Source organism: Falsiroseomonas sp. HW251 (assembly GCF_050563545.1).
Taxonomy (GTDB): domain Bacteria; phylum Pseudomonadota; class Alphaproteobacteria; order Acetobacterales; family Acetobacteraceae; genus Falsiroseomonas.
Genome location: NZ_JBNXUM010000002.1, coordinates 324,617 through 344,636, shown reverse-complemented (window position 1 = coordinate 344,636; position 20,020 = coordinate 324,617). Strand labels below are relative to the sequence as shown.

The window sequence follows — 20,020 nt, the reverse complement described above, 5'->3', positions numbered from 1 at the left end:
GCGTTTCGCCAAGAGACCTTCTGGGAGGACACCGGGCATGACCTGGACCGAGAGCCTGCGCTACCCCGACCCGTCCATCCGCGCGCTCGACCCCAGCTTCAGGCGCTACCACCTGCCGCTGTCCAGCGTGGAGCGCCTCTGGACGGGATCGCGCTGGGGCGAGGGCCCGGTCTGGATCGGCGACCAGCGCGTGCTGCTGTGGTCCGACATCCCCAACAACCGCGTCCTGCGGTGGGAGGAGGAGACGGGCCAGGTCTCCGTCTTCCGCAGGCCGTCCAACAACGCCAACGGCCACACCCGCGACCGCCAGGGCCGCATCATCGCCTGCGAGCACCAGGGGCGACGCGTCGTCCGTCACGAATACGACGGCGCCATCACGGTGCTGGCGGACAGCTACCAGGGCAGGCGGCTGAACAGCCCGAACGACGTCGTGGTGAAGTCCGACGGCAGCATCTGGTTCACCGATCCGCCCTTCGGCATCGGCGGCTGGTACGAGGGCGAGAAGCATGCGCCGGAACTGCCGCACACCAACGTCTATCGCGTGGACGGCCAAACCGGCGCCATCGCCCTCGTCGCCGACGACATCGACCACCCCAACGGGCTGGCGTTCAGCCCCGACGAGAAGGTCCTCTACATCGTCGAGAGCCGCAGCGAGCCCCGCAACATCCTGGCCTATGACGTGAACGGGGCGAGCCTGTCGAACCGCCGCGTCTTCATCCGCTGCGAGACCGGCGAGACGCCGGACGGCTTCCGCGTGGACGTCGACGGCAATCTCTGGTGCGGCTGGGGCATGGGCGGGCCGGGGATGGACGGCATCAAGGTGTTCAACGCCGCCGGCGCGCCGATCGGCTTCGTTGACCTGCCGGAGCGCTGCGCGAATGTCTGCTTCGGCGGGCGGCACCGCAACCGGCTCTTCATGGCGGCGGCCCACTCGCTCTATTCGCTCTACGTCAACACGCAGGGCGCGCCGGGCGGCTGATGCGGGGCTACCTGTCGCGCGGCCTGGACCGGCCGGCCACGCGGCCGGCCAACCTGGCCCTGTGGCTGGACGACAAGCCGCGCGCGCTGGCGACGCTCGGCCTCGCGCTGCAGCATCTCGCGATCCAGTCGGTCTATTTCATCATCCCCGCCGCGGTCGCCGCGGCGATCACCGACGATGCGGCGACGGTGACGCGCTTCGTCTGCCTGTCCGTGCTCGCCGCCGTCGCCTGGCAGGTGCTGAACCTGCTGCGGCGCGGGCCCGTGGGATCGGGCTATCCGGTCCCGGCGACGCATACCGCGGCGATGCTCGGCGCGTATCTGCTGGTCGGGGAGACCGGCGGTGGCTTCGGCGGGATGGCGGCGATGGTGCTGCTGGCCGGCATCGCGGCCATCGCTCTCACCTTCGCCATGCAGCGCCTGCGCGTGCTGCTGCCGAACGAGGTCGCGGGCGTCGTCGTGATGCTGATCGGCGTCGCGCTGGCCGCGCTGGGCACGCGGCAGATCGGGCTGCAGTCCGGGCAGGCGCCGGGCGCGGCCACGATCGCGGTCGTGCTCGTCTCCGTCGCCGCGATGGCTGCGATCGCGCTGAGCCGTACGCGCGCCGCGCCCTTCGCGCTGCTGCTGGGATCGCTGGTCGGCGTCGCGCTGGCGCTGCCGCTTGGCGAGTTCCGCGGCGACGCGGCGGAAGTCCTGGCCGCGCAGCCCTGGTTCGCGCTGCCTGAGCCCTTCGCGCCGGATTTCGGCCAGGTCACAGCGGCGCCGCTTCTGGCCTTCCTGCTCGCGCTGGTGGCGATGCGGGCAACGGCGGCCGGCAGCCTGGTGATGGCGCAGCGCGCGCTGGATGCGGGATGGACGAGGCCCGACGCGCCGCCGATCCGGCGCGGGCTGCTGGCCGACGGGATCGCCATTGCCTTCGCGGGCCTGGTCGGCGGCGCGGCGCCGGGGCCGAACACGGCCGCGCTTGGCCTGTCCGTGACGGGCGGGGTGCTGGCGCGACGCATCGTCTGGGCCGGAGTGCCGCTGCTGCTCGCCGTCGCCTTCTGCCCGAAGCTCGTCGCGCTCTTTGTGCTCGCGCCGGCGCCGGTGAAGGCGGCGATGCTGTTCCATGCGGCGGGGCTGATCATGGCGAATGGCTGCCAGCTGGTCACGGTGAGGCTGCTCGACTCGCGGCGCGGGCTGGTGGTGGCGACGGGGTTGACCGCGGGCATCGCCGTGGCCTCCGCGCCGCTCGGCTTCCTGTCGCTGGTGCCGGCGCTGGCCTCGCCGCTGTCCTTCGGCGCGGTGGTCGCGTTCCTGGTGAACCTGGTGACGCTGCCGCTGGTCACGCGGCGGGCGGAGCTGTCCCTCACGCTCGACATGCTGGCCGGGCGCAGTGTGTCGGACTGGGTGGCGCGCACCGCCGCGGGCTGGGGGCTGAAGCCCGCCACCGCGCGGTCGGCCGAGCGCGCGCTGGTCGAGCTGGCGGAGCTGCTGGCCGGCCGCGGCGTGCGCAGCCTCGATCTCGCGGCGCGGCTGGCGGAGGACCGCGTGGAGTTCGCGCTGGCCTGGGCCGGCGCGCCCCTGCCCGCCCCCGCCGCGCGGCCGGATGCCGAGGCGCTGCTCGGCGACGACGCGGCGCGCGACGGCTTCGTGCTCTGGCTCGCGACGCGAGAGACGCAGTCCTTCGCGCAACGCGAGACGCCGGCGGGCCAGGAAGTCCGCCTGGCCTTCGAGGATTAGCGCATCCGTCAGCGCCCTGGCACCGTCGCCTCGATCTCGATCGCGCTGTACCAGGCCGCGAGGTCGCGGATCTGCGCGTCCGTCAGGTCCTGCGCGATGATGTTCATCTGTTCGTTCTTCCGGTCCCCGCTGCGGAAGGCGTTGAGCTGGTCGGTCACGTAGACCGCGGTCTGGAGGGCGCGAAGCTCTTCACCTCGTCCGCCACGCGGTCGCGGTCGCGGTCGGTCACTGCCCAGACGCGGCTCTTGCGCGTGCCGACGAAGAGCACGCCGGTGGCGGGGCCGACCGCCATGTGCCGCGCATCCGGCACCACCGCATAGAGGTCGATGCGGAAGCCGTCGAGCAGGCGGATGCTTTCAAGGTTGCGGCGGATCGCGTCGGCGCGGCGGCCTTCCTGCGGCACGATCTCGAACTGCGCGTTGGTGCCGCTGCGCTGGAAGCCCTGCAGGCGCTGCATCACATCGCCCTGCTGCGCAGGCCCGGGCGCCGGCGGCCGCACGCCGGGCGAGGTCTCGCCCGGCAGGGCGCCGCCGGTCTGGGCGGGCGATCGTCCCGGCGCGGCGGGGCGCTGCTCGCCCGGTCTGTCGCCCTGGCGCTGCGGCTGCTGCTGCGCCGATGCGGTCGTCGCCAAGGCCAGCACGGCCGCCGTCGCCAGGAGCAGAGCCTTCATTGCCTATCCTCCCCGTCAGGCCGGCCGCGTCGCGCCGGCGGAAGGGGATGCTGGACCGTCGCGGCCGCGACGGTGGGTGGCGATGCGTTGAGGCTCAGTCCTGCAATATTCCGCCCAGCGCCTGGCCGAGCGGCACCAGGTCGCGATCGGCGAGCGCGAGGGGATTGATAGTGACGATGCCCTCGCGCAGGCGGCCCTGGTTGACGTGGATGGCCGGGCTGCGCGCGCGCAGCGCGGCGTCGGCGGCGCGGGCGGCATCGGCGTCGCGCAGGCGGATCAGCAGCAGCGGCACGGGACCGTCCGTGATCTCGCCGGGCGTGTTCCCCATCGCGGCGCGCACGGCCTCCACGCGCGCGCGCAGCCGATCGGCGCGCGGTGCGTCGCCTTCGGCCACGAAGCGGCGCAGCGCGACGATCAGGCCGACGATCTCCTCCTTCCCCGTCTTGCATGCACGGCCGAGGCCGTGGCGCGGAAGATGCGCGGGCGCGCCTTCGCAGGCGAATTCCGGCGGCAGCACGAACTGCGACGACGGCAGGTCGAGATCGAGCATCTGCAGAAGCGCGGAGCAGACGAGGTCCCGGCGTCCCGCGAGGATGCCGCTGGCCTGCGGCCCGCCGATCGCCTTGCCGCCGGAGAAGGCGACGAGATCGGCGCCTTCCGCGATGAAGCGGCGCAGGTTCGCCGCCGGCGGCAGCTGCGCCGCGGCGTCCACCATCACGGGCAGGCCGGCGTCATGCGCGACACGCACCACGTCGGGCAGCGGCGGCTCGGACCAGGGCTGCGCGACCCAGAGCACGCCGGCGCTGCGCGGTGTGAAGGCGGCGGCGTAGTCCGCGGGCTCGGCGTCGCGCACGCCGGCGCCGGAGAAGCGGTCGGGGATGCCGACCTCCTCGATCCAGCAGCCCGCGGATTGCAGCGCGCGGTCGTACATGTTGCGCTGGCTGCGCGCCATGACGAACTGGTCGCGGTCGATACGGATGGGCAGGCCGTTCATCGCGTTGACGTCGAAGCGCGCGACGCAGGCCGCGGCCCCGATGGTCAGCGCGGCGGCGGCACCGGAGGTGACGATACCGGCCTCCGCGCCGGTCGCCTCAGCGATGGCGCGCGACGCGGCGGCCTGCAGCGACAGCATGTCCACGCAGGCGGTCGCGGCCTCGGCCATCGCTGCGATGACCTCGGGGTTCATCATGCCGCCGGAGAGGCGCGTGTTGGTGCCGGCCGCGTTGATGATCGGCGCGACGCCGAGGCTGTCGTAGATCATGGGAACCACGTCCATTACCTCGTCAGCACCCTCTTCACCGCGTCCTTCCACCTGGCATAGCGCGCATCCGCCTCGTCGCGGTCCATCAGCGGGGTGAAGCGCTTCTCCAGCCGCCAATGCGCGACGGCCGGCCCCGGCGCCGGCAGCAGCCCGGCCTGCAATCCGGCCAGGTACGCCGCGCCGAGCGCCGTCGTCTCCCGCACCTCGGGCCGGTCCACCGGCGCGCCCAGCAGGTCGGCCAGGAACTGCATCGTCCAGTCGCTCGCGACCATGCCGCCATCCACACGCAGCACGCGCCGCCCGGCCGGCGTGCCCCAATCCGCCTCCATCGCCTCGAGCAGGTCGCGTGTCTGGAAGGCCACGGCTTCCAGCGCGGCGCGGGCGATCTCCGCGGGGCCCGTGCCGCGCGTCAGGCCGAGGATCGCGCCGCGCGCCTCCGCATCCCAATAGGGCGCGCCGAGGCCGACGAAGGCCGGCACGAAGATCACCTGGTCGGCGGGATCGGCGCGCTGCGCCAGCGCCCCGCTCTCGCCGGCATCGGCGATGATCCGCAGCCCGTCGCGCAGCCACTGCACGGCCGCGCCGGCGATGAAGATCGCGCCTTCCAGCGCGTAGCGCCGCTTGCCGTCCAGCTGCCAGGCCAACGTCGTCAGCAGCCGGTTCTTCGACACGACGGGCGCATCGCCGGTGTTCAGCAGCGCGAAGCAGCCCGTACCGTAGGTGGACTTCATCATGCCGGGCTCGAAGCAGGCCTGGCCGATCGTCGCGGCGTGCTGGTCGCCGGCGATGCCGCGCACCGGCACCGCCGCGCCGAGCAGCGCGGCATCGGTGGTGCCGAATTCCGCCGCGCAGTCCATGATCCGCGGCAGCACCGCGCGCGGGATGCGGAAGAGCTTCAGCAGGTCGTCGTCCCACTCGCCGCGGCGGATGTCGTAGAGCATGGTGCGGCAGGCATTGGTCGCGTCGGTGGCGTGCACGCGCCCGCCGGTCAGGCGCCAGAGCAGGAAGCTGTCCACCGTGCCGAAGGCGAGGCTGCCGCGCTCCGCCGCCTCCCGCGCGCCGGGGACGTTGTCCAGCAGCCAGGCGAGCTTGGTGGCGGAGAAATAGGGATCGCAGAGCAGGCCGGTCCGTTGCGTGATCAGCGCCGCCGCGCCGTCCGCGCCCAGCCGCGCGCAATGCCCGGCCGTGCGCCGGTCCTGCCAGACGATGGCGCGCTGCACCGCGCGGCCCGTCGAGCGGTCCCACAGCACCGTGGTCTCGCGCTGGTTGGTGATGCCGATGCCGGCGAGGTCCGACGCCGCCGCGCCGCCCTGCGCCAGCGCGTCGCGCATGACCTGCAGCGTCGTGCGCCAGATCTCCTCGGGCTCGTGCTCGACCCAGCCGGGGGAGGGGTAGTGCTGTTCCAGCGCGACCTGCGCCGTCGCGCGCGGGACCAGCGCGGCGTCGTGCAGGATGGCGCGGGTGGATGTCGTGCCCTGGTCGAGGGCCAGCAGGGCGTCCTTCATCGGCTTCTCCTCGCGCCGCATCTTGGCGGGACGGCCGCTTGGTGGCTAGCTCACGGGATGAACCTCCGCCTCTATGAACTCCGCGGCGCCGACCCGGCCCGCCTCTTCAGCCCCTATGTCTGGCGCGTGCGCATGGCGCTCGCCGCCAAGGAGCTCCGCGCCGAGACGATCCCCTGGCGCTTCACCCAGAAGGACGCGATCGCGCCGCATGGGGCGGACAGGGTGCCGGTGCTGCTGCATGACGGCCGCGCGGTCCGCGAATCCTTCGCCATCGCGGAGTACCTGGAGGACAGTTTCCCCGACCGCCCGAGCCTGTTCGGCGGCGCGCCGGGCCGCGACCTCGCGCGCTTCGTCAACGCCTGGGCGGATGCGGTGGTGGTGCCCGGCGTCGCGCGGATGATCATGGTGGACATCGTGAAGCTGCTGGACCCCGAGGACGCCGACTACTTCCGCAGGACGAGGGAGCAGCGCTTCGGCGCGACGCTGGAAGCCGTCGCCGCCGACCGCGACAGCGCGGTGAAGGCGTTCCGGCAGACACTGCATCCGCTGCGCATGGTGGTGCGGTCGCAGCCCTTCCTTTCAGGCCAGGCGCCGATGCAGGCCGACAACATCGTCTTCGGCTGCTTCCAATGGGCGCGCTGCACCAGCCCCTTCCGCCTGCTCGAGCCCGACGACCCCATCGAGGCCTGGCGGCAGCGCATGCTGGACCTGCATGGCGGCCTGGCGCGCAACGTGCCGGCCTTCGACTGATGCGTCCCGATGACCGGAGGAGCTTCAGCCCCGGAGGTCTGAATCGGCACGCAAGAAGCAAGGACCAGCCATGACCTTCTCGCTCATCGGACGCTGCGCGCGGACGGGCCAGCTCGGCGCGGCGGCGACGACCTCCTCGCTCGCCGTCGGCGCGCGGGTGCATGCGGTCGCACCCCGCATCGGCGCGGTGCTCACCCAGCACCGGACGGATCCGCGGCTTGGCCCGCGCGGCATCGCGCTGCTGCGGTCGGGCTGCTCGGCGGAGGAGACGATCGCGGCGCTGGTCGCCTCCACGCCCGACCACAAGTGGCGCCAGCTTGCGGCGATCGACGCCGCCGGCCGCACCGCGCATTTCCATGGCGCGCGGGTGAAGCCGGCGTCGAACGCGGCGCATGGCCGGGATGTCGTCGCGATCGGCAACATCCTGTCTAGCGACGAGGTGCCCGCCGCGATGGCCGAGGCCTTCGCCGCCGACCCGTCCCTGCCGCTGGCCGAGCGCCTGGTCCGCGGCCTGGAAGCCGGCGAGGCGGCGGGCGGCGAGTATGGCGACGTCCGGTCCGCCAGCCTGCTGGTCCATGGCGATCACGACTTCGCGCTGGTGGACCTGCGCGTGGATGGCGACGCCGCGCCCATTACAAGGCTGCGCGCGCTGTGGGAGGAGTATGCCCCCCTGGTCGATGCGTATGTCGTCCGCGTTATCGACCCCGACAATGCCATCGCGCTCTGAGCGGAAGGCCGCATGCCCATCCCGGACCGCATCGCCGATAGCTGCATCGGGCTCGGTCCCGAGGGCGGCGATGTCATCGTCGACCTGCCACGGGGCTGAGGCATGCGCTCGCCCGACGCCATGACGCTGCGCTTCGAGCGCGGCAGCCTGCTGGCCTGGGACCCGCCGGTGCCGCGGCCCGGCGCGCCCGCGCTGCTGCTGCTGCACGGCGCGGCCTGCGGCGCCTGGGTGTGGGAGGAAGGCTTCGGCGCGCGGCTCGCCTCGGCCGGGCATGCCGTCTTCGCGCTGGATTTCGACCGCGGCAGCGCGAAGGCGCCGGCGAGCCTGGCCGCCTTCGCCGGGGATGCGCGCGCGGCCATCGCCGCGATCCGCCGGCCCGTGGTGCTGGTCGCGCATTCCCTCGGCGCTCTGGTGGCGCAGCGCCTGTTGGCGGAGCAGGCGGTGCGCGGCGCCGCGCTGCTGGCCCCCGTGCCGCCGGAGGGCCTGGCCTGGGCGAACTGGCGGCTCGCCATGGCCGACCCGCCGCTGTGGCGGGCCGTCGCGCGCATGACGGAGCCCGGCGGGCCGGCGGAGCAGGCGCCTCTGCTGCGCCGGGTTCTGTTCTCGCCCGGGCTGCCCGACGGCACCGTGGCGCGGCACATGCGGCGCCTGGGAGGGGAGAGCCGCGTCGCGCTGATGGAGGCGCAGGCGCCGCAGGCCATCCCGCCGGCCTGGGGCCTAGGCAAGCCCTGCGTGGTCTACGGCGCGCGGCGCGACAGGCTGATCCCGGCCGACGCCGTGGTGCGCACCGCCGCCTGGCACGCCGCGCCCTTCCTGCTGCTGGACGGCATGGGCCACCTGATGATGCTGGATGCCGGCCGCGACGGGCTGGCCGACCGCGTCTCGGGATGGCTGGAGGAGATCTTCCGTTGAGTTCCATCCTGGTCACCGGCGGGTCCGGCGAAATCGCGCGCGCCATCATCCGACGCGCCGCGGAGGCGGGCTGGCGGCCGGTCAACCTCGACCTCCGCCCGCCCGCCGACCCGCTGCCGAACGAGGTCTTTCGGCAGTGCGACTTCATGGACGCCGCCGGCGCGAAGGCCGCGCTGGCGGAGGTCGCGGCGGCCCACGGCCCGACGCGCCTGGTCAACAATGTCGGCATCGTCCGCCCGGCCGCGATCGAGGAGACGACGGTCGAGGACCTCGGCGCCGTGCTCGAGGTGAACCTCCGCAGCGCGCTGCTGGCGACACAGGCGCTGCTGCCCGCGATGCGGAACGCGGGCTTCGGGCGGATCGTGAACATCGCCTCGCGCGCCGCGCTGGGGAAGGAACTGCGGAGTGCCTATGCTGCGAGCAAGGCCGGGCTGATCGGGCTGACGCGGACCTGGGCGCTGGAACTCGCGCCGCAGGGCATCACGGTGAACTGCATCGGCCCCGGCCCGATCGCGACCGAGCTCTTTCGGCGCGCCAACCCCGACAACAGCCCGAAGACGCGCGCGATCATCGAGGGGATCCCCGCCCGCCGGCTCGGTACGCCGGACGACATCGCGCACGCCGCCACCTTCTTCCTGGACGACCGGGCGGGCTTCGTGACGGGGCAGACGATCTATGTTTGCGGGGGGATGACCGTGGGCCTGGCGCCGGTCTGAAGCCACCTCTCCTTGCGGCCTTCCCCCGCGGTGGTAGAGAGGACGCCCGAAGGAGAAACGCCCATGCCCGAGGCCGCCGGACCCCTCTCGCGCTACACCGTGCTCGACCTCACCCGCGTGCGGTCGGGCCCGACCTGCGTCCGCCAGCTCGCGGATTACGGTGCCAAGGTCATCAAGATCGAGATGCCGCCCGCGCTGGACGAGGGCGACCCGATGGGCGGCCCGCGCGAGGGCAGCGACTTCCAGAACCTGCACCGCAACAAGCGCGGCCTGACGCTGAACCTGAAGTCGCCCGAGGGCGTGGCGCTGCTGAAGAAACTGGCCGAGACCGCCGACGTCGTGGTCGAGAACTTCCGTCCGGATGTGAAGACGCGCCTCGGCATCGATTACGAGAGCCTGGCCAAGGTCAACCCGCGGCTGGTCTACGCGTCCATCTCCGGCTTCGGGCAGGACGGGCCCTATGCCGCGCGGCCCGGCTTCGACCAGATCGCGCAGGGCATGGGTGGCCTCATGTCCATCACCGGCCTCCCGGGCCAGGGCCCGGTGCGCGTCGGCATCCCCGTCGCAGATCTCTGCGCCGGCATCTTCGCGAGCCAGGGCATCATGATCGCGCTGCTGGAACGCGAGGTTTCGGGCAAGGGGCAGTGGGTGCAGTCGTCGCTGCTGCAGGCCCAGGCCTTCATGCTGGACTTCCAGGCGAGCCGCTGGCTGATGGAAGGCCAGGTCGCGAAGCAGGCCGGCAACAACCACCCGACCTCGATCCCGACCGGCGTCTTCCAGACCTCCGACGGCTACATGAACATCGCGGCGAGCGGCAACCGCATCTGGGAACGCTGCGCCAAGGCGCTCGGCCGCGACGACCTGCTGGCGGATCAGCGCTTCAAGACCAATGGCGGCCGCAGCCAGCATCGCGACGCGCTGAACGCCGCGATCGAGGAGACCACGCGCAGCAACACCACCGCGCATTGGGTCAACGCGCTGAACGAGGCCGGCGTGCCGTGCGGCCCGATCTACCGCATCGACGAGATGTTCGCCGACCCGCAGGTGAAGCACCTCGGCATCGCCACGACGCTCGACGACGGCAAGCGGAGCGCGACCTATGTCGGCCAGCCCATCGCGCTATCCCGCACGCCAGCGAGGATCGTGAGCCACCCGCCGGAGCTCGGCGAGCACACCGACGAGATTCTCAGGGAGCTCGGCTACAGCCAGGCCGAGATCAACGACCTGCGCGCGCGCCAGGTGGTCTGACGCTTCTTCCCCAACCCGCGCCGCATTCCAGGACCCGCCGACCATGGATGGATCGCTCATCACCGGCACCGACAAGATGCTCGCCCGCAAGGCCGACGGCATCGGCTGGATGACCTTCAACAACCCCGAGCGCCACAACGCCGTCTCGATGGAGATGTGGCAGGCCGCCGAGCGCATCCTGACGGACTTCGCCGCCGATGACGCCGTGCGCGTCGTCGTCGTGCATGGCGCGGGCGGCAAGGCCTTCGTCTCCGGCGCCGACATCTCGAAGTTCGAATCCGAGCGCGCGAGCGAGGAGGCCGTGAACGCCTACCAGGCGCAGACGAAGAAGGTCTACGACCTGCTGGCGGACTTCCCGAAGCCGACCATCGCGATGGTCCAGGGCCACTGCATCGGTGGCGGTGCGGCGCTGGCGGTGTGTTGCGACATCCGGATCTGCGGCGAGACCGCGAATTTCGGCGTGCCCGCCGCGAAGCTCGGCCTGGGCTATCCGCTCGACGGTATCCGGCGGCTCGTGGACCTCGTCGGCCCCTCCTTCGCGAAGGAGATCTTCTTCACGGCGAAGCGCTGGACCGCGGAAGAGGCGCGCATCATGGGCCTGGTGAACCGCGTGGTGCCGAACGAGAAGCTGGAAGACTTCGTCGTGGACTACGCCAGGACGATCGCGAGCAACGCGCCGCTGACGGTCGGCAGCGTGAAGGTCATCGTGCGCGAGGCGCTGAAGGACCGCGGCCTGGCCGACGAGGCGCTGTGCGACCGCCTGGTCAAGCAGTGCTTCGCGAGCGAGGACTACATCGAGGGACGGCGGGCCTTCATGGAAAAGCGGGCGCCGCAGTTCAAGGGCAGGTAGCGCTTCTGCCTTCCTCGTCAGACCGACCTACCCCGCCTTAGTGCTTCCCTCCCCCGCAAGCGGGGGAGGGAGAGGGTGGGGGTGCGGAGGATGAGGGCGCCCTGAGCGAAGCACCCCCTCCCTGACCCTCCCCCGCGAGCGGGGGAGGGAACGGGAAGACCGGGTGAGGGTCACTCCCTACTCCAGCGCCCCCGGAAAATGGCACGCGACGCGCTGACCCTCCGCGACCTCTTCCAGCACCGGCTCCTCCTCCGCGCAGCGCGCCACCGCCCGCGGGCAGCGCGTGCGAAACCGGCACCCGCTCGGCGGATCCGCGGGGCTCGGCACCTCGCCCTTCAGCACGATGCGCGTGCGCTTCTGCCCGCCGGGTTCCGCCGCCGCCGACAGGAGCGCCATCGTGTAGGGATGCTGCGGCGCGGCGAACAACCGCTCGCGCGGCGCCTCCTCCACGATACGGCCGAGATACATCACCGCCACCCGCGGCGCCATGTGCCGTACCGCGGCGAGGTTGTGGCTGACGAAGAGGCAGGCCAGCCCCAGCCGCGACTGCAGCTCCCGCAGCAGGTTCAGCACCTGCGCCTGGATCGAGACGTCGAGCGCGCTGGTCGGCTCGTCGCAGACCAGGAAGGCCGGTTCGGTCGCCAGCGCGCGCGCGATCGCGATGCGCTGCCGCTGGCCGCCGCTGAATTCGTGGGGATAGCGATCCACGTGTTCCGCCAGCAGCCCGACCGTACCGAGCAGGTCGGCCACGCGCGCGCGGCGATAGGCGCCGTCGCCGATCCCGTGCACGACCATCGGCTCCGCCACCAGGTCGCGCACGGTCATGCGTGGGTTGAGGCTGCCGAAAGGGTCCTGGAACACCACGCCCATGTCGCGCCGCAGCCGGCGCATCTCGCGGTCCGGCAGGTGCGTGATGTCGCGCCCGCGGAAGACCAGCGTGCCGCGATCGGGCTCGATCAGCCGGATCAGCAGCCGTGCCAGGGTGGACTTGCCGCAGCCGGATTCGCCGACCAGGCCCAGCGTCTCGCCCTGCGCGATCGCGAGGTCCACGCCATCCACGGCGCGCACGCCGCCCTCGAAGGTCTTGCCGAGCGCCTCGGCCTGCACCAGCGCGCTCACGTGATCTGTTCCGCGCGGATGCAGGCGGCGGAGGTGCCCGAGGGCAGCGCGCGCAGCGGCGGGGGCCCGGCTTCGCATGCGGGCTGCGCGTAGGCGCAACGCGGCGCGAAGCGGCAGCCCGCGGGAAAGTCGAAGGGCGCCGGCACCACGCCCGGGATCGCGGGCAGGTCGCCGATCGGGCCTTCCAGGCGCGGGATCGCGGCGAGCAGCGCGCGCGCATAGGGATGCGCGGGGCGTTCGAGGATGATCGCGGCGGGGCCGGTCTCCGCGACGCGGCCGGCATACATCACGACCACGCGCTCGCAGATCTCCGACACCACGCCGAGGTCGTGCGTGATCAGCAGCACCGCCATGCCGAGTTCCCGGCGCAGCCCGCGCAGCAGGTCGAGGATGCCGGCCTGGACCGTCGCGTCGAGCGCGGTGGTGGGCTCGTCCGCGATCAGCAGCTTCGGCCGGCAGGCCAGCGCGATCGCGATCATCGCGCGCTGGCGCATGCCGCCCGAGAGCTGGTGCGGGTATTCGTCCACGCGCCGCTCGGCGGCCGCGATCTCCACCAGCTTCAGCAGCGCGACGGCTTCCCTGTGCGCGCTGCGCCGGTCCATGCCGCGGTGGCGGCGCAGCACCTCGGCGATCTGCTCGCCGATGGTGAAGACCGGGTTCAGGGACGATGTCGGCTCCTGGAAGATCATCGCGACGCGCTCGCCCCGCAGGCGCTGCATCTCGCGTTCCGGCAGCGTCAGCAGGTCGCGGCCCTCGAAGACGATGCGGCCGGCCGCGGTCCCGTGCATCGGCAGCAGGCCCATGATGGCGAGCGCGGTCATGGACTTGCCGCTGCCGGATTCGCCGACGACGCCGAGCACCTCGCCTTCCGCGATGTCGAAGGATACGGCTTCCAGGACGCGCGTCGGGCCGAAGGACACCGCGAGATCAGCGACCGAGAGCAGGCTCATCGGATGGCTGTCCGCAGCCGCGGGTCCAGCGCGTCGCGCAGCCCGTCGCCCATCAGGTTCAGCCCCAGCACCACCAGCGCGATAACCACGCCGGGTGCCAGGCTGATCCAGGGCGCTTCCTGGATGAAGTCGCGCCCATCCGAGATGATGCCGCCCAGCGTCGGCGTCGGCGGCGGCGGCCCGACGCCGAGGAAGCTCAGCACGGCCTCGGCCAGGACGGCGAGGGCGAAGACATAGGTCTGCTGCACCACCAGCGGCGCGATCGCGTTCGGCAGGACGTGCCTCAGCAGCACGCGCGTCGGCGAAGCGCCGATGGCGCGCGCGCCCTCCACGAAGGGGAATTCCCGCACGACCAGGACGCCCGCCCGCATCACGCGCGCGGTGCGCGGGGCATAGGCAATGGACAGCGCGAGGATCACATTCAGCTCCGACGGGCCGAGCGCCGCGGCGAGTGCGATTGCCAGCAGCACCGCGGGAAAGGCCATCAGCGCGTCCATGAAGCGCATGATCGGCCCGTCCGCCTTCCGCCAGAACCCCGCGACGGCGCCGATCGCGCCGCCGATCACCGCGGTCAGCGCGGCGACGCCGAGGCCGATGCGCAAGGATACCTGGATGCCGAACAGCGTGCGGGAGAGGATGTCGCGCCCGAAGCGGTCCGTTCCGAACCAGAACATCTCGTCCGGCGCGCGCATGCGCGTGCGGAAGTTGTTGCGCAGGGGATCGAAGGGCGCGAGCCAGGCCGCCAGCAGCCCGCACACCGCGACCGCGCCGAACAGCAGCAGCCCCCAGCGGAAGGAGGGATGCGCAAGGAGACGCGACAGCGCACCGGGAGGTCTCGCCCGTCGCGCCGGAGGCGCGCCAGACACAGCTTCAGCGCCGGCCATGGCGGATCCGGGGATCGAGGGCGGCGTAGAGGAGATCCACCAGCAAATTCACCACCACGAAGATGGTCGCCGTCAGCAGCAGCCCGCCCTGGATCACGGGGTAGTCGCGCCGCTGGATCGCGCCGACGATCAGGCGCCCAACACCGGGCAGCGAGAAGACGGATTCGATGACGACCGCGCCTCCGAGCAGCACGCCGACCGCAATGCCGGCCACCGTGACGACGGGGATCAGCGCGTTCCTCAGCGCGTGCTTGCCGACGACGATCCAGCCCGGCATGCCCTTGGCGCGCGCGGTGCGGACATAGTCCTGGCGCAGCACCTCGAGCATCGCCGCGCGCGTCATCCGCGCGAAGAGCCCCATCTGCGCCAGCGCCAGCGTGCCCGCGGGCAGGATCATGTTGCGCGCCCAGCCCAGCGGATCAGCGGAGAACGCGACATAGCCGCCGGTCGGCAGCCATCCCAGCACGACCGCGAAGAAGTAGACGAAGACCAGGCCCAGCCAGAAATCCGGGATCGAGAAGCCGATCAGCGCCGTGCCCATCGCCGCGCGGTCCGCGGCCTTGCCCGCGCGCACCGCCGCGACGACGCCGAGCGCGGTGCCGCAGACGAGCGCGATGGCGAGTGCGGTGAAGGTCAGCGACAGCGTCACAGGCAGGCGTTCCACGATCGCGGCGCCGACGCCCTGGCGCAACAGGATGCTCTCGCCGAGGTCGCCTCGGGCCAGCGCGCCGTACCAGCCGATGAGCTGCTCGTGCCAGGGCCGCGTCAGGCCGAGCCGTTCGCGCAGCCGCGCAAGTTCCTCGGCGGTCGCGGTCGGGCCCGCCATCTCGGCGGCCACGTCGCCTGGCACGATCCAGACGATGCCGAAGGACAGCAGCGAGACGATCGCAAGGACGGGCAGGGCGGCGAGAAGTCGGCCAGCGGCGTAGCGGATCATACCGCCCTCTCCCTCCCCCGCATGCGGGGGAGGGTCGGGGTGGGGGCGCTCACCCGCGCTGCCCTAAGCCAGCGAAATTCCCCACATCCGCGGGATGCGATAAGGCTTGTAGTCCCTGACCTGCGCGCGCGTGGCCTGCACGATGCCGACGTCGCCGCACTTGATGGCGATGGCCTGGTCGTACATCCGCGCCTGGAAGTCGCTGACCGCCTTCTTGCGGTCGGCCTCGGCCAGGCTGGTCGTCAGGCGGCGCTGGCAATCCTCGATCACCTCGTCGCGCTGGTGCTGCACCGGCGCGTTGCCGCTGAAGAAGCCGACCACGCCATAGGGCCCCTCATAGGGCTCGATGCCGAGCATCAGCGCCCACATGTGCCAGCCCGTGCGCTGCGTGCGCTGGCTGAAGGCGGTCGGCCAGTCCGTGATGACGGTGCGGACGTTGATGCCGACCGACTTCAGCTGCTCCGCCGCGGTGACGATCGTCGCCTGATGGTTGGAGAAGCTGGAATCACCCAGCAGGATGATCTCCTCGTTGCGGTAGTTCGCTTCCCGCAGCAGGGCGCGGGCGCGGTCCTTGTTGTTGATGTTGTAGAGCGGCCGACCGACATCGCCGGCGAAATAGGTCGTGTTCGGGTGCTGCCAGCCATGCGTCATGCGATAGAGCCCGTCGGTGGAGATCGCCATGATCTCCTCGAGGTCGAGTGCCGCCTGCAGCGCGCGGCGGAAGACCGGGTTGTCCATCGGCGGCTGCACGTGGTTGAGCATCAGCGTCTGGAAGGACCAGGGCATCATCTCGTGCATCTGCAGGCCGCGGTCGTTGCGCAGCCGCTGCGCCGCGGGGACAGCGATCGCCTCCAGGATCTGCATCTCGCCGGTCTGCAGCCCGGCGGTGCGGGCGCCGGCCTCCGGCACGAATCGGATCATGATGTTCTCGACATTCGCGACCTTGCGGCCGGCGAAGCCGTCCATGCCCTGGTACTTGGTGTTCTGCACATACTCGGCAAAACGCGTCATCCGGACATGGCTGTCGGGGCGGTATTCCACGAAGCGGAAGGGGCCGGTGCCGACGATCTCGATCCGGTTGAGCTCCTTGCCCGCCTCCTCCTCGGGGTAGATGGCGCAGGGCGCGCGCGGCGAGGAGATGCCGGCGATGAAGCCGGGGCTCGGCTCCTTCAGGCGGACGACGACGGTGTTGGCGTCGGGCGTGTCGATGGCGTCCACGGGGTTCATGATGAACGCCGATCCGCCGAGCCGGCCGTAGCGCTGCAGGCTGGCCTTCACGTCGGCGCTGGTCATGCGCTTGCCGTTGTGGAAGCGCGCCTCGCGCAGGCCGAAGCGATAGGTCAGGCCGTCGGCGCTGATATCCACACCCTCCGCCAGGTCGGGCACGGGGTTGCCGGCCTCATCGCGGGCGAAGAGCGTCTCGAAGATGTGCAGGCTGATGTTGCGGCTGGCCTGCGCCGTGGTGGTCTGCGCGTCGAGCGAGGGCGGCTGCGCCTGCTGCGCCATCACCACCGTCCCGCGCGCGCCCTGCGCCAGGGCGGGCCGTGCCAGCGGCGAAAGCCCGAGGGCCCCCGCGGTCAGGCCCAATTCGCGTCTCGTCAGCATAGCCGTCCCTCTCCCGTCTTCTGGGCGCGATGCTACCGTCGGGTCGCGCGAAACATCAATGCGGGGGAGCGAAGCGAATGACGAACAGCCCGGTGGTGCCGGAGGTGGACCTTTCAGCCGGCGGCCGTCAGGTCGGGCATCTCCGCGTGCCTCAATCCCGCGACGATTCGGGCTGGGGCACGATCCAGGTGCCGATCGTGGTGGTGGCGAACGGCACGGGCCCGACCGTGCTGCTGACTGCCGGCAACCATGGCGACGAGTATGAGGGCCAGGTCGCGCTGCTCGACCTCGCCCGCACGCTGGACCCGGGGTCGGTGCAGGGACGCGTGATCATCCTGCCCGCCATGCACTACCCCGCCTGCGCGGCGGGCAAGCGGCTGTCCCCGTTGGATGGGCGCGACTTCAACCGCTGCTTCCCCGGCGATCCCTTCGGCGGCTTCGCGATGAGCCTCGCGCATTTCGTGGACAGCGTCCTGCTGCCGGTCTGCGACTACCAGATGGACCTGCACAGCGGCGGGACCGGGATGGACATCGTGCCCTCCGCCGTCGGTCACATCCTCGATGACGCGGGGGATGACGCGGGGCTGCAGGCGAAGACGCTGGCCATGGCGGATGCCTTCGGCGCCCCCATCACGCTGCTGCTGAGGGAGGTCAATGCCGGCCCGACCCTGCTGGCCGCGGCGGAGAAGCACGGCGTCGTGGCGCTGTCGTCGGAGCTCGGCGGCGGCGGGCGGCTGAACCCCGCGGCGCTCGCGATCACGAAGCGCGGCGTGCGCAACTTGCTGCGCCATGCCGGCGTGCTGGAGGGGCTTCCGGCGACGGGAGAGTACGGCCCGTCGCGTCGCATGACCGTCCCGGACCTGGCGCATTACGTCTTCGCGCCGGCCGACGGCATCTGGGAAGCGGCCGACCCCCTGAACACGACGGTGGAGGCCGGCGCCCCGGCCGGCCTGCTGCACCGCATCGAGGACCCCGCCGCGCCACCGATCCAGCTTTCCTATAAGGCGACCGGCCTACTCTGGTGCGCGCGCTTCGCCGGCCGCGTGAAGGCCGGCGACCCCGTAGCGGTCATAGCCCGCGACATGTAGGCTCGGCCCAACCGGCAGGAGGAAGACAGATGTCCGCTATCATCGAATCCCGCAGCAGTTCCAAGGCGGACGAGCGGGAATGGGAGCTGCGCTGCGACATGGCCGCAGTCTTCCGCGTCGCCGCGCGCGAGGGCTGGAACGAGCAGATCGGCAACCACAATTCGCTGATGCTGCCCGATGAGGGGGAGCCGCGCTTCCTTATCAACCCCCGCGGCTATCTCTTCCAGGAACTGAAGGCGAGTGACCTCATCGTTTGCGACCTCGACGGCAAGGTCCTGCGCGGCACCGGCGAGCTGCGCAAGGTCGCCTTCCACATCCATGCGCGCATCCACCTGCTGAACCCCAACGCGACCTGCGTCATCCATGTCCATCCGCGCTGGCTGACCGCGCTGTCGCTGCTGCGCGATGCGGAGATGCACCTGTCGCATCACAACAACCTCGCGCTCAACGACCGCATCGTCTACGACCATGAGGGCGACGAGCCGGTGCATCACAACGAGGAAGGCGACCGCATCGCGCGCTGCCTCGGCGACAAGTCCACCATGGTGATGCGGGGGCATGGCGTGACGGTGGTGGGCCCGACCGTCGCCGACGCCTTCGACGAATGCTTCATCGCGGAGCGCACCGCGATGTACCAGATGACCGCGATGTCCACGGGCCAGGCGATGCACCACCTGCCGGAGCGCCTGCGCCGCCGCTACAACGGCCCCTGGGGCGACCGCTACGACGCGCGGCTGCACCTGGATGCCTGGCGGCGGATCCTCGACAGGGAAGAGCCGGACTACAAGCAGTGACCGACGGAATCGCGCTGCCCGATCCTTTGGCGCCGCGCGACGAGGCGATCGCGGGCTTCGCGCTGGACGGCACGGTCAAGGGCGTGAAGCCCGGCGCGTCGCTGCGGCTGGACCAGATCGGCGCGCAGGGCTGGGCGCTGCCGGAGATGCCGCTGCCTCTTGCCGTGCTGCGCACGGACCGCATGCGGCACAATGCGCGCTGGATGGCGGATTTCGCCAGGCGTAACGGGCTGTCGCTCTGCCCGCATGGCAAGACGACGATGGCGCCGCAGATCTGGGCGCTGCAGGTCGCCGAAGGCGCCTGGGGGATCACGGTCGCGACGTCGCACCAGCTTCAGGTCGCGCGGCGCTTCGGCATGAAGCGCGTGATCTGGGCGAACCAGCCGATCGGGACGATCGCGGTGGACGCCGCGCTCGGCGCGATCGCCGATCCGGAGTTCGACCTCTATGTGCTGGCCGACAGCCTGGCGGTGGTCGAAGGGCTTGCCGCCGGCGCTGCGCGGTCCGGGCACACGCGGCCGCTGAACGTGCTGCTGGAGGTCGGCGCGATGGGCGGGCGCACCGGCGCGCGCACGACCAAGGCCGCGCTGGAGGTCGCCCGCGCCATCTCTGCGGCGCCGGGCCTGAGCCTGGCCGGCGTCGAGGCCTTCGAGGGGCTGCTGGCGGAAACGCGCGACGTGGATGCCTTCCTCGACACGCTCACCGCGACGGCGCGCGCCTGCGCGGCCGAATCGCTGTTCGGCTCTTCGGAAATCCTGCTGACCGCCGGGGGCTCCGCGTTCTTCGACCGCATCGGCCCGCGTCTCGCCGAGGCCGGCGATCTCGGCCTGCCTGTCCGCCGTGTGCTGCGCAGCGGCTGCTATGTCACGCACGACAGCCTGGGGTACGAGCAGAACTACCGCCGCATGCGGAAGGAGAGCCTGACCCTCGACTGGCCCGTCGGCGACCTTCGGCCCGCGATGGAGGTCTGGGCGCATGTCCAGTCGATCCCGGAGCCCGGCCGCGCCATCATCACCTGCGGCAAGCGCGACATCGGCTTCGACACGGGCTGGCCCGTGCCGTTGCGGCTGATCCGCGTCGGCGACAAGACCTCGATGCCCTTCGGCGCCTTCCACAAGGTGACAGGCATGAACGACCAGCACGGCTACCTCATCGGGCCGGCGGACGGACTGCTGCGGGTCGGCGACATCGTCGTGCTCGGCGTCGCGCATCCCTGCACGACCTTCGACAAGTGGCAGGTCATCCCGCTGGTGGACGAGCAGTTCCGGATCACCGGCGCGATCCGCACCTTCTTCTGACGAGGC

General features: G+C 71.6%; 20 protein-coding genes. 11 read left to right on the top strand and 9 right to left on the bottom strand.

Going from position 1 to position 20,020, the window contains the following annotated elements; translation table 11 throughout:
- Window positions 1–37 precede the first annotated feature (37 nt).
- The gene (locus tag ACLF3M_RS03545) at window positions 38–979 is read left to right on the top strand and encodes an SMP-30/gluconolactonase/LRE family protein (RefSeq protein WP_430655460.1); all 942 of its coding nucleotides are present in this window, start codon (window positions 38–40) and stop codon (window positions 977–979) included.
- Entirely contained in the window at window positions 979–2,700 is a 1,722-nt protein-coding gene (locus ACLF3M_RS03540; RefSeq protein ID WP_430655459.1) for a solute carrier family 23 protein, read from the top strand. Before ACLF3M_RS03545 ends, ACLF3M_RS03540 begins: the two co-directional genes overlap by 1 nt.
- Window positions 2,701–2,708: 8 nt before the next feature.
- Here ACLF3M_RS03540 and ACLF3M_RS03535 read toward each other — a convergent pair whose 3' ends face one another.
- The 4 genes from ACLF3M_RS03535 to glpK form a co-directional block, all read right to left on the bottom strand.
- Window positions 2,709–2,858: a c-type cytochrome gene (locus tag ACLF3M_RS03535; RefSeq protein WP_430655458.1), complete on the bottom strand. Its 150-nt coding sequence runs from the start codon at window positions 2,856–2,858 to the stop codon at window positions 2,709–2,711.
- A complete protein-coding gene (locus tag ACLF3M_RS03530; protein ID WP_430655457.1) occupies window positions 2,855–3,370 on the bottom strand; it encodes a hypothetical protein in 516 nt (171 codons plus the stop codon). The genes ACLF3M_RS03535 and ACLF3M_RS03530 overlap by 4 nt, the downstream gene beginning before the upstream one ends.
- A gap of 94 nt (window positions 3,371–3,464) precedes the next feature.
- Window positions 3,465–4,646: a hypothetical protein gene (locus ACLF3M_RS03525; RefSeq protein ID WP_430655456.1), complete on the bottom strand. Its 1,182-nt coding sequence runs from the start codon at window positions 4,644–4,646 to the stop codon at window positions 3,465–3,467.
- Entirely contained in the window at window positions 4,646–6,136 is a 1,491-nt protein-coding gene (gene glpK, locus ACLF3M_RS03520) for a glycerol kinase GlpK (RefSeq protein ID WP_430655455.1), read from the bottom strand. The genes ACLF3M_RS03525 and glpK overlap by 1 nt, the downstream gene beginning before the upstream one ends.
- 57 nt (window positions 6,137–6,193) lie before the next feature.
- Between glpK and ACLF3M_RS03515 the strand changes: the two genes are divergently transcribed.
- The 6 genes from ACLF3M_RS03515 to ACLF3M_RS03490 all read left to right on the top strand — a co-directional run bounded on the left by ACLF3M_RS03515 (window position 6,194) and on the right by ACLF3M_RS03490 (window position 11,339).
- Window positions 6,194–6,886, top strand: coding sequence for a glutathione S-transferase family protein (locus ACLF3M_RS03515; RefSeq protein WP_430655454.1), 693 nt, complete (start codon window positions 6,194–6,196; stop codon window positions 6,884–6,886).
- Between the two features lie 70 nt (window positions 6,887–6,956).
- A complete protein-coding gene (locus ACLF3M_RS03510; protein ID WP_430655453.1) occupies window positions 6,957–7,613 on the top strand; it encodes a DUF1028 domain-containing protein in 657 nt (218 codons plus the stop codon).
- Between the two features lie 102 nt (window positions 7,614–7,715).
- Complete coding sequence (locus ACLF3M_RS03505) at window positions 7,716–8,525, top strand: alpha/beta hydrolase (protein WP_430655452.1); 810 nt, start codon at window positions 7,716–7,718, stop codon at window positions 8,523–8,525.
- Window positions 8,522–9,241 (top strand): SDR family oxidoreductase, encoded by a 720-nt coding sequence (locus ACLF3M_RS03500; RefSeq protein ID WP_430655451.1) that lies wholly within the window; start codon window positions 8,522–8,524, stop codon window positions 9,239–9,241. Before ACLF3M_RS03505 ends, ACLF3M_RS03500 begins: the two co-directional genes overlap by 4 nt.
- A gap of 63 nt (window positions 9,242–9,304) precedes the next feature.
- Window positions 9,305–10,489 (top strand): CaiB/BaiF CoA transferase family protein, encoded by a 1,185-nt coding sequence (locus ACLF3M_RS03495; protein WP_430655450.1) that lies wholly within the window; start codon window positions 9,305–9,307, stop codon window positions 10,487–10,489.
- A gap of 43 nt (window positions 10,490–10,532) precedes the next feature.
- Window positions 10,533–11,339, top strand: a complete 807-nt coding sequence (locus tag ACLF3M_RS03490; protein ID WP_430655449.1) for an enoyl-CoA hydratase — start codon at window positions 10,533–10,535, stop codon at window positions 11,337–11,339.
- 177 nt (window positions 11,340–11,516) lie between these two features.
- On the opposite strand, the gene ACLF3M_RS03485 is transcribed toward ACLF3M_RS03490, so the two are convergent.
- The 5 genes from ACLF3M_RS03485 to ACLF3M_RS03465 all read right to left on the bottom strand — a co-directional run bounded on the left by ACLF3M_RS03485 (window position 11,517) and on the right by ACLF3M_RS03465 (window position 16,834).
- On the bottom strand, window positions 11,517–12,458 hold the full coding sequence (locus ACLF3M_RS03485) for an ABC transporter ATP-binding protein (RefSeq protein WP_430655448.1): 942 nt from the start codon (window positions 12,456–12,458) through the stop codon (window positions 11,517–11,519).
- Window positions 12,455–13,408: an ABC transporter ATP-binding protein gene (locus ACLF3M_RS03480; RefSeq protein WP_430655447.1), complete on the bottom strand. Its 954-nt coding sequence runs from the start codon at window positions 13,406–13,408 to the stop codon at window positions 12,455–12,457. The genes ACLF3M_RS03485 and ACLF3M_RS03480 overlap by 4 nt, the downstream gene beginning before the upstream one ends.
- Window positions 13,405–14,274 (bottom strand): ABC transporter permease, encoded by an 870-nt coding sequence (locus ACLF3M_RS03475; RefSeq protein ID WP_430655446.1) that lies wholly within the window; start codon window positions 14,272–14,274, stop codon window positions 13,405–13,407. The genes ACLF3M_RS03480 and ACLF3M_RS03475 overlap by 4 nt, the downstream gene beginning before the upstream one ends.
- A 4-nt stretch (window positions 14,275–14,278) precedes the next feature.
- Window positions 14,279–15,229: an ABC transporter permease gene (locus ACLF3M_RS03470; RefSeq protein ID WP_430655445.1), complete on the bottom strand. Its 951-nt coding sequence runs from the start codon at window positions 15,227–15,229 to the stop codon at window positions 14,279–14,281.
- Window positions 15,230–15,292: 63 nt separating this feature from the next.
- Window positions 15,293–16,834, bottom strand: coding sequence for an ABC transporter substrate-binding protein (locus ACLF3M_RS03465; RefSeq protein ID WP_430655444.1), 1,542 nt, complete (start codon window positions 16,832–16,834; stop codon window positions 15,293–15,295).
- A gap of 77 nt (window positions 16,835–16,911) precedes the next feature.
- Between ACLF3M_RS03465 and ACLF3M_RS03460 the strand changes: the two genes are divergently transcribed.
- From ACLF3M_RS03460 to ACLF3M_RS03450, 3 genes are read left to right on the top strand one after another with little or no spacing between them, the layout of a single operon-like run.
- Complete coding sequence (locus ACLF3M_RS03460) at window positions 16,912–17,922, top strand: succinylglutamate desuccinylase/aspartoacylase family protein (RefSeq protein WP_430655443.1); 1,011 nt, start codon at window positions 16,912–16,914, stop codon at window positions 17,920–17,922.
- Between the two features lie 29 nt (window positions 17,923–17,951).
- Window positions 17,952–18,716 carry a class II aldolase/adducin family protein gene (locus tag ACLF3M_RS03455; RefSeq protein WP_430655442.1) on the top strand — a complete coding sequence of 255 codons (765 nt, stop codon included), beginning with the start codon at window positions 17,952–17,954 and terminating at the stop codon, window positions 18,714–18,716.
- On the top strand, window positions 18,713–20,014 hold the full coding sequence (locus ACLF3M_RS03450) for an alanine racemase (RefSeq protein ID WP_430655441.1): 1,302 nt from the start codon (window positions 18,713–18,715) through the stop codon (window positions 20,012–20,014). The genes ACLF3M_RS03455 and ACLF3M_RS03450 overlap by 4 nt, the downstream gene beginning before the upstream one ends.
- The last annotated feature ends 6 nt before the right edge of the window (window positions 20,015–20,020 follow it).